At 70.3% G+C, this 15606-nt stretch carries 14 protein-coding genes; 3 read left to right on the top strand and 11 right to left on the bottom strand.

What is annotated here, in order from left to right; genetic code table 11:
- Positions 1 to 45: 45 nt before the first annotated feature.
- Positions 46 to 270 carry an FmdB family zinc ribbon protein gene (locus ACWC97_RS11880; protein ID WP_352279449.1) on the top strand — a complete coding sequence of 75 codons (225 nt, stop codon included), beginning with the start codon at positions 46 to 48 and terminating at the stop codon, positions 268 to 270.
- Positions 271 to 380: 110 nt separating this feature from the next.
- Here the strand turns inward: ACWC97_RS11880 and ACWC97_RS11885 are convergent, their stop codons facing one another.
- The 4 genes from ACWC97_RS11885 to ACWC97_RS11900 form a co-directional block, all read right to left on the bottom strand.
- Complete coding sequence (locus ACWC97_RS11885) at positions 381 to 1040, bottom strand: O-methyltransferase (protein WP_352279451.1); 660 nt, start codon at positions 1038 to 1040, stop codon at positions 381 to 383.
- Positions 1041 to 1201: 161 nt separating this feature from the next.
- Positions 1202 to 2017 (bottom strand): HAD family hydrolase, encoded by an 816-nt coding sequence (locus ACWC97_RS11890; RefSeq protein WP_352279452.1) that lies wholly within the window; start codon positions 2015 to 2017, stop codon positions 1202 to 1204.
- A 257-nt stretch (positions 2018 to 2274) separates the two neighbouring features.
- Positions 2275 to 4770: a phosphoribosyltransferase gene (locus tag ACWC97_RS11895; RefSeq protein ID WP_450649241.1), complete on the bottom strand. Its 2496-nt coding sequence runs from the start codon at positions 4768 to 4770 to the stop codon at positions 2275 to 2277.
- Between the two features lie 62 nt (positions 4771 to 4832).
- Positions 4833 to 5996 (bottom strand): HpcH/HpaI aldolase/citrate lyase family protein, encoded by a 1164-nt coding sequence (locus ACWC97_RS11900; RefSeq protein ID WP_352279453.1) that lies wholly within the window; start codon positions 5994 to 5996, stop codon positions 4833 to 4835.
- 220 nt (positions 5997 to 6216) lie between these two features.
- Between ACWC97_RS11900 and ACWC97_RS11905 the strand changes: the two genes are divergently transcribed.
- Positions 6217 to 7065: a TerD family protein gene (locus ACWC97_RS11905; RefSeq protein ID WP_352279455.1), complete on the top strand. Its 849-nt coding sequence runs from the start codon at positions 6217 to 6219 to the stop codon at positions 7063 to 7065.
- Between the two features lie 109 nt (positions 7066 to 7174).
- Here ACWC97_RS11905 and ACWC97_RS11910 read toward each other — a convergent pair whose 3' ends face one another.
- The 6 genes from ACWC97_RS11910 to ACWC97_RS11935 all read right to left on the bottom strand — a co-directional run bounded on the left by ACWC97_RS11910 (position 7175) and on the right by ACWC97_RS11935 (position 11862).
- Positions 7175 to 7906 (bottom strand): TerD family protein, encoded by a 732-nt coding sequence (locus tag ACWC97_RS11910; RefSeq protein WP_352279456.1) that lies wholly within the window; start codon positions 7904 to 7906, stop codon positions 7175 to 7177.
- Between the two features lie 172 nt (positions 7907 to 8078).
- Positions 8079 to 9224 (bottom strand): DUF475 domain-containing protein, encoded by a 1146-nt coding sequence (locus tag ACWC97_RS11915; RefSeq protein WP_352279457.1) that lies wholly within the window; start codon positions 9222 to 9224, stop codon positions 8079 to 8081.
- 50 nt (positions 9225 to 9274) lie between these two features.
- Entirely contained in the window at positions 9275 to 9850 is a 576-nt protein-coding gene (locus ACWC97_RS11920) for a TerD family protein (RefSeq protein WP_352279458.1), read from the bottom strand.
- 196 nt (positions 9851 to 10046) lie between these two features.
- Positions 10047 to 10622, bottom strand: a complete 576-nt coding sequence (locus ACWC97_RS11925) for a TerD family protein (RefSeq protein ID WP_392279062.1) — start codon at positions 10620 to 10622, stop codon at positions 10047 to 10049.
- Positions 10623 to 10766: 144 nt separating this feature from the next.
- The gene (locus ACWC97_RS11930; RefSeq protein WP_352279459.1) at positions 10767 to 11225 is read right to left on the bottom strand and encodes a peroxiredoxin; all 459 of its coding nucleotides are present in this window, start codon (positions 11223 to 11225) and stop codon (positions 10767 to 10769) included.
- A gap of 199 nt (positions 11226 to 11424) precedes the next feature.
- The gene (locus tag ACWC97_RS11935; protein ID WP_352279460.1) at positions 11425 to 11862 is read right to left on the bottom strand and encodes a DUF3052 domain-containing protein; all 438 of its coding nucleotides are present in this window, start codon (positions 11860 to 11862) and stop codon (positions 11425 to 11427) included.
- Positions 11863 to 12301: 439 nt separating this feature from the next.
- Here ACWC97_RS11935 and aceE point away from each other — a divergent pair, with 439 nt between their 5' ends.
- Positions 12302 to 15034 (top strand): pyruvate dehydrogenase (acetyl-transferring), homodimeric type, encoded by a 2733-nt coding sequence (aceE, locus tag ACWC97_RS11940; protein ID WP_352279461.1) that lies wholly within the window; start codon positions 12302 to 12304, stop codon positions 15032 to 15034.
- A 61-nt stretch (positions 15035 to 15095) separates the two neighbouring features.
- On the opposite strand, the gene ACWC97_RS11945 is transcribed toward aceE, so the two are convergent.
- Complete coding sequence (locus ACWC97_RS11945; RefSeq protein WP_352279462.1) at positions 15096 to 15473, bottom strand: peptidase inhibitor family I36 protein; 378 nt, start codon at positions 15471 to 15473, stop codon at positions 15096 to 15098.
- Positions 15474 to 15606 lie beyond the last annotated feature (133 nt).

Here is a 15606-nt window from a genome sequence, read left to right on the forward strand (position 1 = left end):
TGCCGGCCCTCCGTCACGGCGCCCGGCCACCGCTAACCTGAGGGCATGCCTCGATACGAATTCCGCTGCCGCTCCTGCGGGGACACATTCGAACTGAGCCGTCCGATGGCCCAGTCCTCCGACCCGGCCTCCTGCCCCGCCGGGCACACCGACACCGTGAAGCTGCTCTCCACCGTCGCCGTCGGCGGCTCGTCGTCGGGCAGGTCGGCGCCCGCCGCCCCGTCGGGCGGGGGCGGCGGGGGCTGCTGCGGTGGCGGCTGCTGCGGCTGACCGGCCACCACAGCCACCCCAGCGACGCCAGCAACGCCAGCCACCGAAGCAACCAGAGCGACCCCAGCCGCCCCAGCATCCCGGAACCACCGACAGGGCCCGGGCTCGCGCTACCGCTTGCGGGAGAGGGTCAGGCCGTCGGACACGGTGAGCATCACGCTGTCCATCCGCGGGTCGGCGGCCACGTGGTCGTTGAATTCCTTGATCGCCGCCGCCCCGCCGGTCGCCTCCGGGTCGGTGACCCGGCCGTGGAAGAGCACGTTGTCCGAGACGATCAGGCCGCCGGGCCGCATCCGGGGAACCAACTCCTCCCAGTACGGGATGTAGTTGCCCTTGTCCGCGTCCAGGTAGGCGAGGTCGATGTGCGGCTCGGCCGGCATCGCCCGCAGGGTGTCGAGCGCGGGGGCGATGCGGAGGTCGATCCGGTCCGCGACGCCCGCCTTCTCCCACGCCTCCCGGCCGTACGCGGTCCACTCCTCCGAGACGTCGCAGGCGATCAGCCGGCCGTCGGCGGGCAGCGCCCGCGCCATCGACAGCGCGGAGAAGCCGGTGAACGTCCCGACCTCCACGACGTGCCGGGCGCCGGTCAGCCGGACGAGGAAGCCGAGCAGCGGCCCCTGCTCCTCGGCCGACTGCATCCCGGCGTGCTCGGGGAACCGGGCGTACGTGGTCTCCACCAGCGCGCGCTGGACCTCGTCGAGGGGCGGGTTGTGCGCGAGCATGTACGCGTACAGCTCGTCCGTGATCTTCGTTTCGTTGCCCTTGGTCATGACGGTGCTCCCGGTGCGTCGAGCGGCCGGGCGTGGTCACGTCCGGCATCGGGACGATCTTTCCATCGCGGAGTGCCCGTACGACGGGACCAGGCCGCTCGCCCCACCGCGGGGTGTCCGTACGACGGAGTCAGGACGTCCTTTCCACCGGTCGGGGGATCTCAGTCCGGTCTTCCCGCGCGGGCCGCCCGGAGGAAGGAGCGGAGGATCTCCTCGCCCGCCGCGACGCCCCGTGCAGCCGTCACCTCGGTGTGCGGGGCGCTCCAGTCCGCCTCGGCCAGTTCGCCGTGGTCCGGGCGCCAGGCGCGGTCGGCGGCGAGCAGCAGGTCGGCGTCGAGGAGGCTGTCGCCGGCGGCGAGGGTGAGTGCGGCGCCGGTGCGCCGGGCGATCTCCTTCATGGCCGCGCTCTTGGTGAGCGGACCGGGTACGGCGTAGATCTTGCGGCCCTGGAGGGAGACCGTCCAGCCCCGCGTGGACGCCCAGGCGCCCAGCTCATCGGCCCAGCCCTCGGGCAGCAGCGCGCGCTCCACGACGAGGTAGGCGAAGAGGTCCTCGGCGACCCGTTCCTTGAGCAGCCAGGCCGGGTCCGCCGAGGCCAGCAGATGGGCGCGGACCTCCGCGAGGGGGGCGCACTCCTCGGCGATCCTCCGGGTCACCCGCCGCTGCCAGTCGGCGTCGGACTCGCCGTCGACGAGGATGTGCCCCCCGTTGGCGCAGATCGCGAAGCGCGGGGCGGGACCGGGCAGTCGGACGCGCCGGTACTGCTCGCGGGTCCGGGTGGTCGTGGGGACGAAGACGGTGGTGCGGGACAGCTCGTCGAGGAGGGTCGCGGCCGTCTCCGTCAGGTAGGAGAGCGGCTTGTGGTCGTACGTCTCCACGCAGAGCAGCCGGGGGGTCTCGGCGTCCGGCCCGGTGAGCCGGAGGGCCGCGGCGGAGTAGATCAGGGTGCGGTCGAGATCGCTGGCGACGAGGGTCACGGGAGCGTCGGTACCGCCCGACGCCCCGGCACCGGCCCATGCCTCAGGACCGGTAAGCGCCTCCGAGCTGGTAAACCCCTCAGGACCGGTGAGCGCCTCGGAGCTGGCAAGCGCCTCAGGACCGGCAAGCGCCTCAGGACCGGTACGCACCTCGGCGCCGGCCAATGCCTCGGAACCGGTAGGCGTCCCGGCACCGGTAGGCACCCCGGCACCGGCCGCCGCGAAGGGACCGGTGGCGGAAGTCTCGGACGAGCCGGTCACTTCGCGTCCACCGCCCGGCCGTCCGCGCCCGTCGCGCCCCGGGTGTACTTCGGGTGGATCAGGCCGACGCAGCTGTACGGGAGGCCGTCGGTCTCCTCCACCGGAACGCCCCGCTGCTCGGCCAGCAGGCGGATGTGGTCGAGGTCGGCGCCCGCGCCGCGCCGGGTGAGGATCTTCCAGGGGACTCGGCGCAGCAGCACCCGGGTGGTCTCGCCGACGCCCGGCTTGACCAGGTTCACGTCGTGGATGCCGTACTCCTCGCTGATCCGCTCCACCGCGGCCCAGCCCTCCCAGGTGGGGGCCCGGTCGGCCGCGAGCAGGTCCTTGGCCTCGGCGTCCACCGCGTCGGCCACCTCGTCGAAGTGCGCGGCGACCGTGTCGAGGAAGAGGCCGGACACGTCGCCGTCCGCCAGCTCCCGGTAGAACTTCGCACCGTGGAAGTCCTCGGGGCCGACCAGGTCGGCACGGAGCACGGTCCGCGAGATCAGCCCGGAGACGGTGGAGTTGAGGCAGGCGGACGGGATGAGGAAGTCCTCGCGGGTGCCGTAGGTGCGGACGCAGCCGCCGGGGTCGGCCAGTACCGCGATCTCCGGGTCGAATCCTTCGAACTCGGCGAGTGCCGCGGAGAGTTCGCGGGTGATCGCGCCCTTGCCGGTCCAGCCGTCCACGAAGACGACGTCGGCCGGGTCGTGGTGGGCGGCCAGCCAACGCAGGGCGTTGGCGTCGATGCCCCGGCCCCGCACGATGGAGACGGCGTAGTGGGGCAGCTCGACGCCGTGCCGGTACAGGGCCCAGCGGCGCATCAGCACACCGACGGGGGTACCGGCCCGGGCCAGCGAGACCAGGACCGGGCGGGGGCCGCGCTCGGCGAGGACCGTCTCGGTGACGGTGCCGACGGCACGCGCGATCCGGGCGGCCGACAGCTTCAGCGCCGACCGGAACAGCTCCTGGTACTCGGCGGAGGGCTGGTACTCGACGGGCAGCGATTCGGCGTAGTGCGCGCCGCCGCTCTGTATCGCCTCCTCGCGCTCCTCGGTGGGCGCCTCCAGCTCGGTCTCCGAGAGGTCCTGGAGCAGCCAGCCGACCTCGTCCGGCGCGTAGGAGGAGAAGGCGGGGCCGCGGAGGGGCTCGGGCAGCATGGAGGTTTCCTGCCGTTCGGGGGCGTGCGTGCGGGGGCCCGGGACGTACGAGGGGACGACCGCGAGCAGTACGTGTCCGGTGTGCGCGGCGAGCTGTTCCAACAGGCCGCCGGGCGCGTGGAGTTCGGGGGTGTCGGCGACGGAGTCGACAGCGAGCAGCACGGCGTCGAATCCGGCGCCCGCGACGTTGTACGCGTACCGGTCGCCGGGTCCGTCGTCCGGGTCGTCGTGGGCCGGGAAGACCAGTCGGGTCCGTATCGCGTAGCCCGGTTCGTCCACGGCGAGGACGGGGGAACGCGTGGTGGTGGAGTACCGCACCTCGGCGTCGGTGAGCCGCTCCAGGGCCGTGCCCAGGCGCAGCGGGGCGTACATCAGCTCCTCGAAGCCGAGGATCAGGACGCGCCGGGCGTCGCCGAGCTGTTCGGCGACGCGGGCGGCCATGGCGGGGAGGGCCGCTTCCAGGGCTGCCCGGTGGGCGGGGGTGAAGCCGTGCCGGCCGCCGTCGGGCACCCCGGCGGGCCACTGGAGGTCCACCCGGGTGCAGGGGCGGGGGGCGGGGACGCGGGGCTGTTCCAGGGGCGCGGGCTCGTGCGCGGCGACCAGGGCCCGGCCCTTCTCCAGGACGCCTTCCGGGAGGGTGACGGTGCCGGAGCCGTACGCCACCAGGTCGACCCGGGCGCCGATCTCCTCGGCGAACCGGGCCAGTCTGTCCCGGTCGGCCGGGGAGCGCATGTCCATCAGGGCGACGATGACGTAGTGGTCGCGCGGGTACCGCTGGTGCAGGTCGCGGACGGTGTTGAGGACGGTGTTGCCGGTGGAGAACTCGTCGTCGACCAGGACCAGGGGTGCGCCGGGGGCGCCCCGTTCTCCGTCCGCCCCGCCGCGGTCGCCCGCCAGCAGCTCCGGGTCCTCCGGGAGCAGCAGGTGCGAGGTGGCGTGCGAGTGGGACTCCTCGAAGCCGCCCGCCCGTGCCACGCCCGCCACGGGGCGGCGGGTCGAGTGGAGGTACGGCGCCTCGCCCAGCCCGTCGGCGACCGCGTGGCCCAGGGCGGTGGCGGTCTCCGCGTAGCCGAGCACGACGGCCCGGCCCGAGGCGGCCGGGCCGAGGAGTTCGCGCACCCGCCGGCCCAGCTCGAATCCGGTGCCGTAGACCACGGAGGGCTTCTGCGGTACGTGCTTGCCGAGCACGTTCGACACCAGCAGGTGGGCGCGCCGGGGGTTGCGGCGCAGCGCGAGGCCGAGCAGTTCGCGCAGTTCGCCGTCGCCCTCGGGCCTGCCGTCGCCGACGAGCTCCACGCCCAGCCGCTCCGTCACCCAACTGCCCGACCACACCACGTCCGCCGCTCCCTTCACCGCTTCGTCCTCGTTGCCCTTCTCCGCCTGGCGCTCCTCTTCCTCCGGCGACCGCTCCGCGTTCACTCCGGGACGCTCGCGGACAGCAGGTCGACGAAGCCGACGTCCGGCCCGGCGACCCCGAAGGCCTCCGCCCGCAGGAGGGTCCGCTCGGCCCAGGCGCGGTGCGGCTTCACCTCGTTCATCTTGTTCGTGTACGCGGAGCGCAGGACACCGCCGCCGCCGCGTTCGGGGCGCAGGATGTCCTCGGCGTCGCTGAACTCCTCGTGGCTGACCACGGACAGGGCGTGCACGGGGGCCACGTGGGAGGGGTGGATGCAGGTCTTGCCGAGCAGACCGTTGGCCCGGTCGAGCTCGACCTCGCGCAGCAGGCCGTCCAGGTCGTGTTCGATCAGCGTGGCGCGCAGGTCCTCGGCCCGGCCCTCCAGGAACGGGCTCTGGCGGAGCTGGGGCTTGAACATCCGTTCCTGGAGTCGGAAGTACTCCCACACCGGGCCGGTGATGGTGAATCCGGTGCCGTCCGCCCGGCCCAGCACATTGACCACGTCGGCGATGACGGCTCCGACGATCCGCACGTCGTACGCGGTCATGTCGGGCGTCCTGCGCAGCCCGTACGCCGAGCAGAAGTCGGTGACGCCGAGCCGGAGCGCGAGCACCCGGTCCCGGTAGGCGTCGACGGTGCGGGCGATGCCGTGGAGCGCGGCCTCCCGGGTCTCCAGGTGGAGCAGCTCGGGAGATTCGAGCACGGGCATGGCGAACAGGCGCCGGCCGCTGGCCTTCTCGGCCTCGGCGAGCGCCTCCATGAAGGGGACGCCACGCTCCTCGGTGAACTTCGGAAGTACAAAACCGGACAACATCCGGGCGGTGGCGCCGAGCCGGCGCACCAGGTCGCCGATCTGGCCGGGCTCGCGGACCCGGATGAAGAGCAGCGGCACCTCGGCGCCCCGGACGTCGAGGTCGGCGAACTGCCTGACCAGATTCTCCTCGGCGCCGGTGACCTCGGAGTCGTCTATGGAATCCTCCAGGCAGAGCACCATCGAGACGACGCCGCGGCCAACCTGCTTGACGATGTCGTCAGCGAGCTTCGGCCGGGTGGCGGGGCTGTACAGGGTCGCCCCCAAGGCGGCCGAGAGGAGCCGGGCCGGTGCGTCCGGACCGAATGCGCACGGCTCCCGGAAGAACAGCCGCTCCCGCACAGCGGGTGCGATATGCCCGAAATGACGCATGTAACTCCCCCGAACCGACCGATCGACCAACGAATGCGTGGCCGGTAATAGTACGTATGGGCGAGTGTCAAGAGTTCCCCCCATGCGTGAACTGCGGGTAACTCGACCATTTCCCGATGGGTCGAAGCGTGCCGGAACGGGCGGTTCCGAGAGATCGTCGGGAGAATCGGTACGACCCCCGCGTTGTCCGCGCGGGCAGCCAGCAGGCAGGATGACGGGCATGACGCACGCGATGGTGAAAGGCTCGAACGTCCCTCTGGACACCCTGGCCGTACGGGCCGTGCTGCGCTGGTCTCCGGGCACCGGAGTGCCGGACGTGGACGTCTCGGCCCTGCTGATCGGCACCGGCGGCCGCGTGCGCTCGGACGAGGACTTCGTCTTCTACAACCAGCCCCGCCATCCCTCCGGCCTGGTGCGGCACCTGCCGAAGCGGAGCGTCCCCGAGGGACTGACGGACACCGTCGAGGCGGATCTGGGCGGGCTGGACCGCTCGGTCGAGCAGGTGGTCGTCGCCGCCTCCTCGGACGGCGCCACCTTCGCCCAGGTGCACGACCTCCGCATCCTGCTGTACGACGCGACGGTGCCCGGCGGGGAGCCGCTCGCGGTCTTCGACGTACAGCCGGAGACCGGCGAGGAGACGGCCATCATCTGCGGCGAGCTCTACCGGCGCGGCGATGGCTGGAAATTCCGCGCGGTGGGGCAGGGCTACCCGACCGGGCTGGTCGGTCTGGCGACCGATTTCGGCATCTCGGTCGACGAGGCGGCACCCGAGCCCGACCCGGTCCCGGCGCAGACCGCTCCCGCGCCGGTTCCGGCACCCGCCGCACCGCCCGCGCCCGACTTCCCGCCGGCCGCGCCGACGGGGCCCGACGCGCAGGCCACGATCCAGCACCGGCAGCCCGCGTACGGCTACCCCCAGCCCGCCCCCGCCCAGCCCGCGTACGGCTACCCGCAGCCGGTCGCCGCTCCGCCCGCCTACGGCTACCCGCAGCCCGCGGCGGCCGCGGCCCCCGCCCCGGACCCGAACTTCGCCCTGCCGCCGATGGGCCCGCAGTTCGTACGGTCCTGAGAAGGCGTCCCGGGGAGACGCCCCGGGAGGCTCTCCCGAAGACCGTCGCCCCGAGGACGGTCGTGCGGCCACCGGGACGGTCGTACGACCCCGGGGCCGGGCGTGCGCGTCAGGTCTTCGACTTGTAGCCCCGGCCCCACTGCATGCCGAAGCCGTACATCCGGTCCAGCTCCGACTGGAACCCGTAGACGAACTTCACCTCGCGCCGCACGATCAGGTCGTCCTTGACGTTCTCCATCGTGAACACGGCGCAGGAGCGGGCCTCCGGGGCGTGCTCGTCGAGTTCGATCTCGATGCTGGGCCCGTTGCCCGGGTAGAGCGTCACCTTGGCGTGCGTCCGGTCGAAGGCCGGTGTCTGGTCGTAGATGTAGACGAAGAAGAGCAGCCGTTTGAACTGCTCCCGCTGGTCGATATTGACGTAGAGCGTCTCGCCCGAGGGCGCGCCGAAGCGGTCGTCCCCGCTGAGCCGAATGTACGGCGGGCTGTTCAGGTCGCCCAGGAGGTTGCCGAGCGGCTGGACGACGCCCCGGGTCCCGTCCTTCAGCTCGTACATGCAGCCGAGGTCCAGGTCGACGTTGACCATGCCCTGGGTGTGCGCCTGCACCGCTTCGGGCTTGAAGAACTCCATCGGGCGCAGCAGCCGGCCGCTCTGCCGGGACCGGCCCCTTATGTCCGAGGTGCGCATCTGCCAGGACAGGTTGACCCGCAGATTGCCGCTCAGCGCGCCCTGTTTGCCGAGCGAGACCGTGTGCTGCCGCTTGGTGAGCACGATGGAGCTCGTCAGCGCGTTGCTCGACTCGAACTGCGCCCGGCGCGGCCACAGGTTGTCCCAGAACGCCATCCCCAACCCCTATGTGTAGAAACTCTCCCGTTCCCGGGTCCGGGAACGCCCCGGATCCGGCCCGGGACGCCCTCAGCACTGCGGGGCGGCCGCGGGGCCGGGGCCGGATGTCTCCGGAGAACCCTGCCTCACGGACCGCCCCGCAGAAGAGCGTTCCTCAATCCCTACCGGGTCACACCCCGGACGGGACTTCCGCCTTGGAACCGGCGTCGTCCCCGCCCCCCTCGGCCTCCAGCCTCTTGTTGCGCCGGACCGAGGACCAGAAGGACAGACCGATCAGGATGACACCGACGGAGCCGGTGATGAGCTCGTTGATCTGGTACTGGATGGTGACGAGCAGGATCGCGGCCAGCGCGCCGATGGCGTAGTGGGCGCCGTGCTCCAGGTAGACGTAGTCGTCGAGGGTGCCCTGGCGGACCAGGTAGACCGTGAGCGACCGGACGTACATGGCGCCGATGCCGAGGCCGAGCGCCATGAGCACGATCTCGTTGGTGATGGCGAAGGCGCCGATGACACCGTCGAACGAGAAGGAGGCGTCGAGCACCTCCAGGTAGAGGAACATGAAGAACGCGGCCTTGCCGGCCAGCGCGACCGCGGAAACCTTCTTGCCGCTCCGCGCGGCCTCCTCCTCGGCCTCGTGCTCGCGCTCTTCCTCCTCCTCCAGGCGGTTCTCGAAGAAGCCGGAGAGGCCGCCGACGATGAGGTACGTGATCAGACCGGCGACACCGGCGAGCAGGACCGTCTCCGTCTTGTCCGCATGGCCGCCGCCGTGCTGGTGCGCGTTGCCCGCGACGGTCAGGGCCGCGACGAGCAGCACGATCAGCGCGATGCAGACCGACAGCATGTCGACCTTGCCGAGCTTGGCGAGCGGACGCTCGATCCAGCGCAGCCACTGGATGTCACGGTCCTCGAAAATGAAGTCGAGGAAGATCATCAGAAGGAACATGCCACCGAACGCGGCGATCGCCGGGTGGGCGTCGGTGACGAGTTCCTGATAGCGCTCGGGCTGGTTGAAGGAAAGATCGACCGCCTCGATCGGACCGATCTTGGCGGTGATGGCCACGATCACGACAGGGAAGACCAGTCGCATACCGAAGACCGCGATGAGCACACCGATCGTGAGGAAGATCTTCTGCCAGAAGGCATTCATCTTCTTCAGGATTCCGGCGTTGACCACCGCGTTGTCGAAGGACAGCGAGATCTCCAGAACGGAGAGGATCGCCACCACCCCGAAGGCCTGCCACCCCCCGTAGAACACAGCTGCGACCAGGCCGAGCGCGGTAACCGCGAACGACCAGCCAAAGGTTTTCAGAAGCACTGGCTACCCCATCGTGTAAGTAACGGGTCTCCCCCGCGCCGTACGCGGCTTTACGAAACGTTGACCCCGAAGTCTAGAGCGATACCGCGAAGGCCGGACGCGTACCCCTGACCTACCGCACGGAACTTCCACTCGCCGTTGTACCGATAGAGCTCGCCGAAGATCATCGCCGTTTCCGTCGAGGCGTCCTCGGTGAGGTCGTACCGCGCGAGTTCCTGACCGTCCGCCTGGTTGACCACACGGATGAAGGCATTGCTGACCTGACCGAAGGTCTGCCCCCGGCTGTCGGCCTCATGGATGGAGACCGGAAAAATGATCTTGTCGCAGTGCGCCGGGACCTGGTCGAGATGGACGATCACCGACTCGTCGTCGCCGTCGCCCTCCCCGGTGAGGTTGTCACCGGTGTGCTCGACGGAGCCGTCGGGGCTCGTGAGGTTGTTGTAGAACACGAACCACTCGTCGCCGAGGACCCGGCCCGAACGGCACAGCAGCGCGCTGGCGTCGAGGTCGAAGTCCGCGCCGGTGGTGGATCGCGCGTCCCAGCCGAGCCCGACCAGCACCTGGGTGAGGTTGGGTGCGGCCTTGGAGAGGGAGACGTTGCCTCCCTTGGCGAGTGTGACGCCCATGGTGTGTCCTCCCCGGATCGATGAACCGTCTGCCGGGCCCGCCGGAGCCGCACAGAGCCCCCGGGCCGCCTGTCGAGCACGTCCGGCGCCGCACGGAAGTGCGGCGCCGGACGGGTGGTGCGTACGGGGGCGACGCGGGCCGCTGCCCGGTCGTACCCATGGTCCTCCCGGCCGGTGGGGGCCGGAGGAATTCTGATCAGACGTTGACGCCGAAGTCCTGCGCGATGCCGCGCAGCCCCGAGGCGTACCCCTGACCGATGGCCCGGAATTTCCACTCCGTCCCGTGGCGGTACAGCTCACCGAAGACCATGGCGGTCTCCGTGGAGGCGTCCTCGCTCAGGTCGTAGCGGGCCAGCTCGCTGTTGTCGGCCTCGTTGACCACGCGGATGTACGCGTTGCGCACCTGGCCGAAGCTCTGCTGCCGGGACTCCGCCTCGTAGATCGAGACCGGGAAGACGATCTTGTCGACATCGGCCGGGACCGTGGCGAGGTTCACCTTGATGACCTCGTCGTCGCCCTCGCCCTCACCGGTGAGGTTGTCGCCGGTGTGCTCGACGGAGCCGTCGGGGCTCTTCAGGTTGTTGAAGAAGACGAAGTTCCCGTCGTTGCTGACCTTGCCCTGGTCGTTCGTCAGCAGGGCGCTGGCGTCCAGGTCGAAGTCACCACCGGTGGTGGTGCGGGCGTCCCAGCCGAGACCGACGACGACCGCCGTCAGGTTGGGCGCGGCCTTGGTCAGCGAGACGTTGCCGCCCTTGCTGAGGCTGACTCCCACGAGTCCTCCCATTGTTTTCCTTGGGGGCCGGCGGACCGCCGGCGCCTCCAGTTGCGTTGGCATCCGATCAACGACTGGATCCTAGTGACCGGTTCCCGCCCGAGCAGCCTTTTCGCCGGGCCGGTCGGGGACCGTCCGGCCGGATCAGAGCGCTTCGAGGGCCTTGATGTAGTCGTTGAGGTCGCGCGCGTCCGGAAGACCGTTGACGACGGTCCAGCGCACCACGCCCTCCTTGTCGATGACGAAGGTGCCGCGCACCGCGCAGCCCTTCTCCTCGTCGAAGACGCCGTAGGCCCGCGAGGTCTCGCCGTGCGGCCAGAAGTCCGAGACCAGCGGGTACTCCAGGCCCTCCTGCTCGGCGAAGACGCGCAGGGTGTGGATGGAGTCGTTGGAGACGGCGAGCAGCTGGGTGTCGTCGTTCTCGAACTTCGGCAGCTCGTCGCGGAGCGCGCAGAGCTCACCCGTGCAGACGCCCGTGAAGGCGAACGGGTAGAAGAGCAGCACAACGTTCTTCTCGCCGCGGAAGTCGGACAGCCGCACGGTCCGGCCGTGGTTGTCCTTCAGCTCGAAATCCGGGGCCTTGGTGCCGACCTCGATCGCCATGGAAAGCGTCCCTTCGCTACGTTCACCGGGCTGGACCGTCCGGGTGGTCCCCACCCTACGCAGCCCCCGTGCCGGCCCGTACGGCGCCCGCGCGGGTCTCTTGGGATTCCTCCCGGCGCCCCGGGATGGCCGAAGGCCCCCGAACGGCTCATGTGCCGTTCGGGGGCCTTCGGGACGAACAAGGTGCCGGGGGCGCGCCTCAGCGCTTGGCCCGGGCCGACTTCGGCGTCGCCAGACGGCTGCCCGTCCAGTCCTTGCCCGCGTTGATGCTCTTGGTCTGGGCGAGACCGGCCGTCTGGGCGGCCTCGTTGATGTCGCTCGGCTCGACGTAACCGTCACGGCCGGTCTTCGGCGTCATCAGCCAGACCGTGCCGCCGTCCTCGATCAGACCAATGGCATCCACCAGCGCGTCCGTAAGGTCGCCGTCCTCGTCACGGAACCAGAGCAGGACGACGTCGGCGACGTCGTCGTAGTCCTCGTCGACGAGTTCCTGGCCGATTGTGGCCTCGATGGCTTCGCGGAGTTCCTGCTCGACGTCGTCGTCGTAGCCGATCTCCTGGACCACCTGTCCGGGCTCGAACCCCAGGCGTGCTGCCAGGCTCGTCTGCTCCTCCGCGTGGTCCGCGGTCGCGCTCACGGGTTGCCTCCTGATCATGTTTCGGAAAATGCTTCAGCCACGCGCGTGCGCGGGGCGTTGGCCGTAGTCCACACGGGAGTGGCGGATCGCGCAAGTACCCGGCGTCCGAGACCGCCTAAACGGTGACGTTCCCTGCCACGTCTCCGCACTGTCGGCAGATCCCCTCCGGGGGCCGGCGCTGCTCGTCCACACCCTTTACGACCTTCCACAGCTTATGCCGTATCGGTCCGCCATTCGGAGTCGAACATCCTTTGGGAACGCTTGGACGCCTTGGGCGTATGGTTGCGCTTTGGGCCGTACCATCCCCTCGCACCGGGCACGACGTCCCGCAACACGGCGGTTACCTCTCGGTAGAGATGACGTTTGCGCCCTCGCGGTACACGATGGTCACGGCGTACCAGCACGGCCCGTAGACACCACCGAACAGCGAAGGAACAGCGTGGCTTCCGGCTCCGATCGCAACCCGATCATCATTGGCGGCCTGCCGAGCCAGGTCCCGGACTTCGACCCCGAAGAGACCCAGGAGTGGCTCGACTCGCTCGATGCCGCAGTCGACGAGCGGGGCCGCGAGCGGGCTCGCTACCTGATGCTCCGGCTCATCGAGCGCGCGCGGGAGAAGCGCGTCGCCGTTCCGGAGATGCGCAGCACGGACTACGTGAACACGATCGCCACGAAGGACGAGCCGTTCTTCCCCGGCGACGAGGAGATCGAGCGCAAGGTCCTCAACGCGACCCGCTGGAACGCGGCCGTGATGGTGTCGCGCGCCCAGCGTCCGGGCATCGGCGTCGGCGGGCACATCGCCACCTTCGCCTCCTCGGCCTCTCTGTACGACGTGGGGTTCAACCACTTCTTCCGCGGCAAGGACGACGGTCTGGGCGGCGACCAGATCTTCTTCCAGGGCCACGCCTCCCCGGGCATCTACGCCCGCGCCTACCTGCTCGACCGGCTCAGCGAGGCGCAGCTCGACGGCTTCCGCCAGGAGAAGTCGAAGGCGCCCAACGGTCTGTCCAGCTATCCGCACCCGCGGCTGATGCCGGACTTCTGGGAGTTCCCGACCGTCTCGATGGGCCTCGGCCCGCTCGGCGCGATCTACCAGGCCCGGATGAACCGGTACATGGCGGCGCGCGGCATCGCCGACACCTCGCAGTCCCATGTGTGGGCCTACCTGGGCGACGGCGAGATGGACGAGCCGGAGTCGCTCGGCCAGCTCTCCCTCGCCGCCCGTGAGGGGCTGGACAACCTCACCTTCGTCGTCAACTGCAACCTCCAGCGGCTCGACGGCCCGGTGCGCGGCAACGGCAAGATCATCCAGGAGCTGGAGTCGCAGTTCCGCGGTGCCGGGTGGAACGTCATCAAGCTGGTCTGGGACCGCTCCTGGGACCCGCTGCTCGCGCAGGACCGCACGGGCATCCTGGTCAACAAGCTGAACACCACGCCGGACGGCCAGTTCCAGACGTACGCCACCGAGTCGGGCGCGTACATCCGCGAGCACTTCTTCGGGGACGACCCGCGGCTGCGCGAGATGGTCAAGGACATGACCGACGACCAGATCCTGCACCTGGGGCGCGGCGGTCACGACCACAAGAAGGTCTACGCGGCCTACGCGGCGGCCAAGGCCCACAAGGGCCAGCCGACGGTGATCCTGGCGCAGACGGTCAAGGGCTGGACCCTGGGGCCGAACTTCGAGGGCCGCAACGCCACCCACCAGATGAAGAAGCTCACGGTCGAGGACCTGAAGCGGTTCCGCGACCGGCTGCACATCCCGATCGCGGACAAGGATCTGGAGGACGGCCTTCCGCCGTACTACCACCCGGGCCGCGACTCGGAGGAGATCCAGTACATGCACGACCGCCGCAAGGGCCTGGGCGGTTACGTCCCGACCCGTGTGGTGCGCGCGAAGCCGCTGGTCCTCCCCGGGGACAAGACGTACGCGACCGCGAAGAAGGGCACGGGTCAGCAGTCGATCGCCACGACCATGGCGTTCGTCCGCATTCTGAAGGACCTCATGCGGGACAAGGAGATCGGCAAGCGGTTCGTGCTGATCGCCCCCGACGAGTACCGCACCTTCGGGATGGACGCCTTCTTCCCGAGCGCGAAGATCTACAACCCGCTGGGGCAGCAGTACGAGTCGGTGGACCGCGATCTGCTGCTGACGTACAAGGAGTCGCCGACCGGGCAGATGCTGCACGACGGCATCTCGGAGGCCGGCTGCACGGCGTCGCTGATCGCCGCCGGTTCGGCGTACGCCACGCACGGCGAGCCGCTGATCCCGGTGTACGTCTTCTACTCGATGTTCGGCTTCCAGCGCACGGGCGACCAGTTCTGGCAGATGGCCGACCAGCTCGCGCGCGGTTTCGTGCTGGGCGCGACCGCCGGGCGTACGACGCTGACCGGCGAGGGTCTCCAGCACGCGGACGGCCACTCGCAGCTGCTCGCCTCGACCAACCCGGCCTGTGTCGCCTACGACCCGGCGTTCGGCTACGAGATCGCGCACATCGTCAAGGACGGTCTGCGCCGGATGTACGGCGAGAACAGCGAGGACGTCTTCTACTACCTCACCGTCTACAACGAGCCGATCCAGCACCCGGCCGAGCCCGAGAACGTGGACGTGGAGGGCATCCTCAAGGGCGTCTACCGCTACCGGGCGGCCGACCGGGGCGAGATCCCGGCGCAGATCATGGCGTCCGGCGTGGCGGTCCCGTGGGCCCTGGAGGCGCAGCGCATCCTCGCCGACGAGTGGAACGTCCGGGCGGACGTCTGGTCGGCGACCTCCTGGAACGAGCTGCGCCGCGAGGCCGTCGAGGTGGAGCGGTACAACCTGCTGCACCCGGAGGAGGAGCAGCGCGTCCCGTACGTGACGCGGAAGCTCTCCGGCTCCGAGGGCCCGTTCGTGGCGGTCTCGGACTGGATGCGTTCGGTGCCGGACCAGATCGCGCGCTGGGTGCCGGGGGCGTACCAGTCGCTGGGTGCGGACGGCTTCGGCTTCGCCGACACGCGCGGTGCGGCCCGCCGGTTCTTCCACATCGACGCGCAGTCGATCGTTCTCGCGGTGCTCACCGAGCTCGCGAAGGAGAACCGGATCGACCGCTCGCTGCTGAAGCAGGCGCTCGACCGGTACGAGCTGCTGGACGTCACGGCCGCCGACCCGGGCGCGGCCGGCGGCGACGCGTAGTCGTAAGGGTCCGGAAGGGCGGCGGGGCCGGGAGGCTCCGCCGCCCTTCGGCGTTCTCCGGTCAGTTCTCCCAGATCTTGAAGGCCCTGACCTGGTACGGGGAGCGGGGCACCCAGGTGCCGCCGCCCGGGTAGGTGTTGAACTCGCCGGTCTCGGCGCACTCCGCCGACTGGTAGGTGGTGACCGGGCGGCCGGTGCGGTTGGCGAGAGCCTGGACGCCGCCCTTCGGCAGCGGTACGCAGCTGTCGATGTCGGTCGAGGCGAGTTCGTGGGTCCGGCGGGTGCCGGTGAAGTCCGGCGCGGCCCAGAGGCAGAGCTGTCCGGCAGCGCAGTCGCCGAGCCGGGCGGGCGGTGCGGAGTGGGCGGCGCTCTGCGGGAGCAGGGTGGTGGCGGCCAGCGCGGCGGCTGCCAGGGCGGTGGTGAACGCGGTCTTGCGCATGTGGAACGACCCCCGTGGTCGGTTGCGGATCAGTTGTCCGCACCCTGACCTGCGGCGCGGCGCTGGGGGAAGGGGGCCGGGGGCACACCACCCGGATAGGCGACAGCCCCGCCCGGGTCGTGGGGCGGGGCTG

It is taken from the genome of Streptomyces sp. NPDC001108 (assembly GCF_053598535.1).

Coding starts and splice junctions, on each gene's coding strand:
- ACWC97_RS11880 (WP_352279449.1), top strand. CDS start 46: ATGCCTCGATACGAATTCCGCTGCCGCTCCTGCGGGGACACATTCGAA.
- ACWC97_RS11885 (WP_352279451.1), bottom strand. CDS start 1,040: ATGACCAAGGGCAACGAAACGAAGATCACGGACGAGCTGTACGCGTAC.
- ACWC97_RS11900 (WP_352279453.1), bottom strand. CDS start 5,996: ATGCGTCATTTCGGGCATATCGCACCCGCTGTGCGGGAGCGGCTGTTC.
- ACWC97_RS11905 (WP_352279455.1), top strand. CDS start 6,217: ATGACGCACGCGATGGTGAAAGGCTCGAACGTCCCTCTGGACACCCTG.
- ACWC97_RS11910 (WP_352279456.1), bottom strand. CDS start 7,906: ATGGCGTTCTGGGACAACCTGTGGCCGCGCCGGGCGCAGTTCGAGTCG.
- ACWC97_RS11920 (WP_352279458.1), bottom strand. CDS start 9,850: ATGGGCGTCACACTCGCCAAGGGAGGCAACGTCTCCCTCTCCAAGGCC.
- ACWC97_RS11930 (WP_352279459.1), bottom strand. CDS start 11,225: ATGGCGATCGAGGTCGGCACCAAGGCCCCGGATTTCGAGCTGAAGGAC.
- ACWC97_RS11945 (WP_352279462.1), bottom strand. CDS start 15,473: ATGCGCAAGACCGCGTTCACCACCGCCCTGGCAGCCGCCGCGCTGGCC.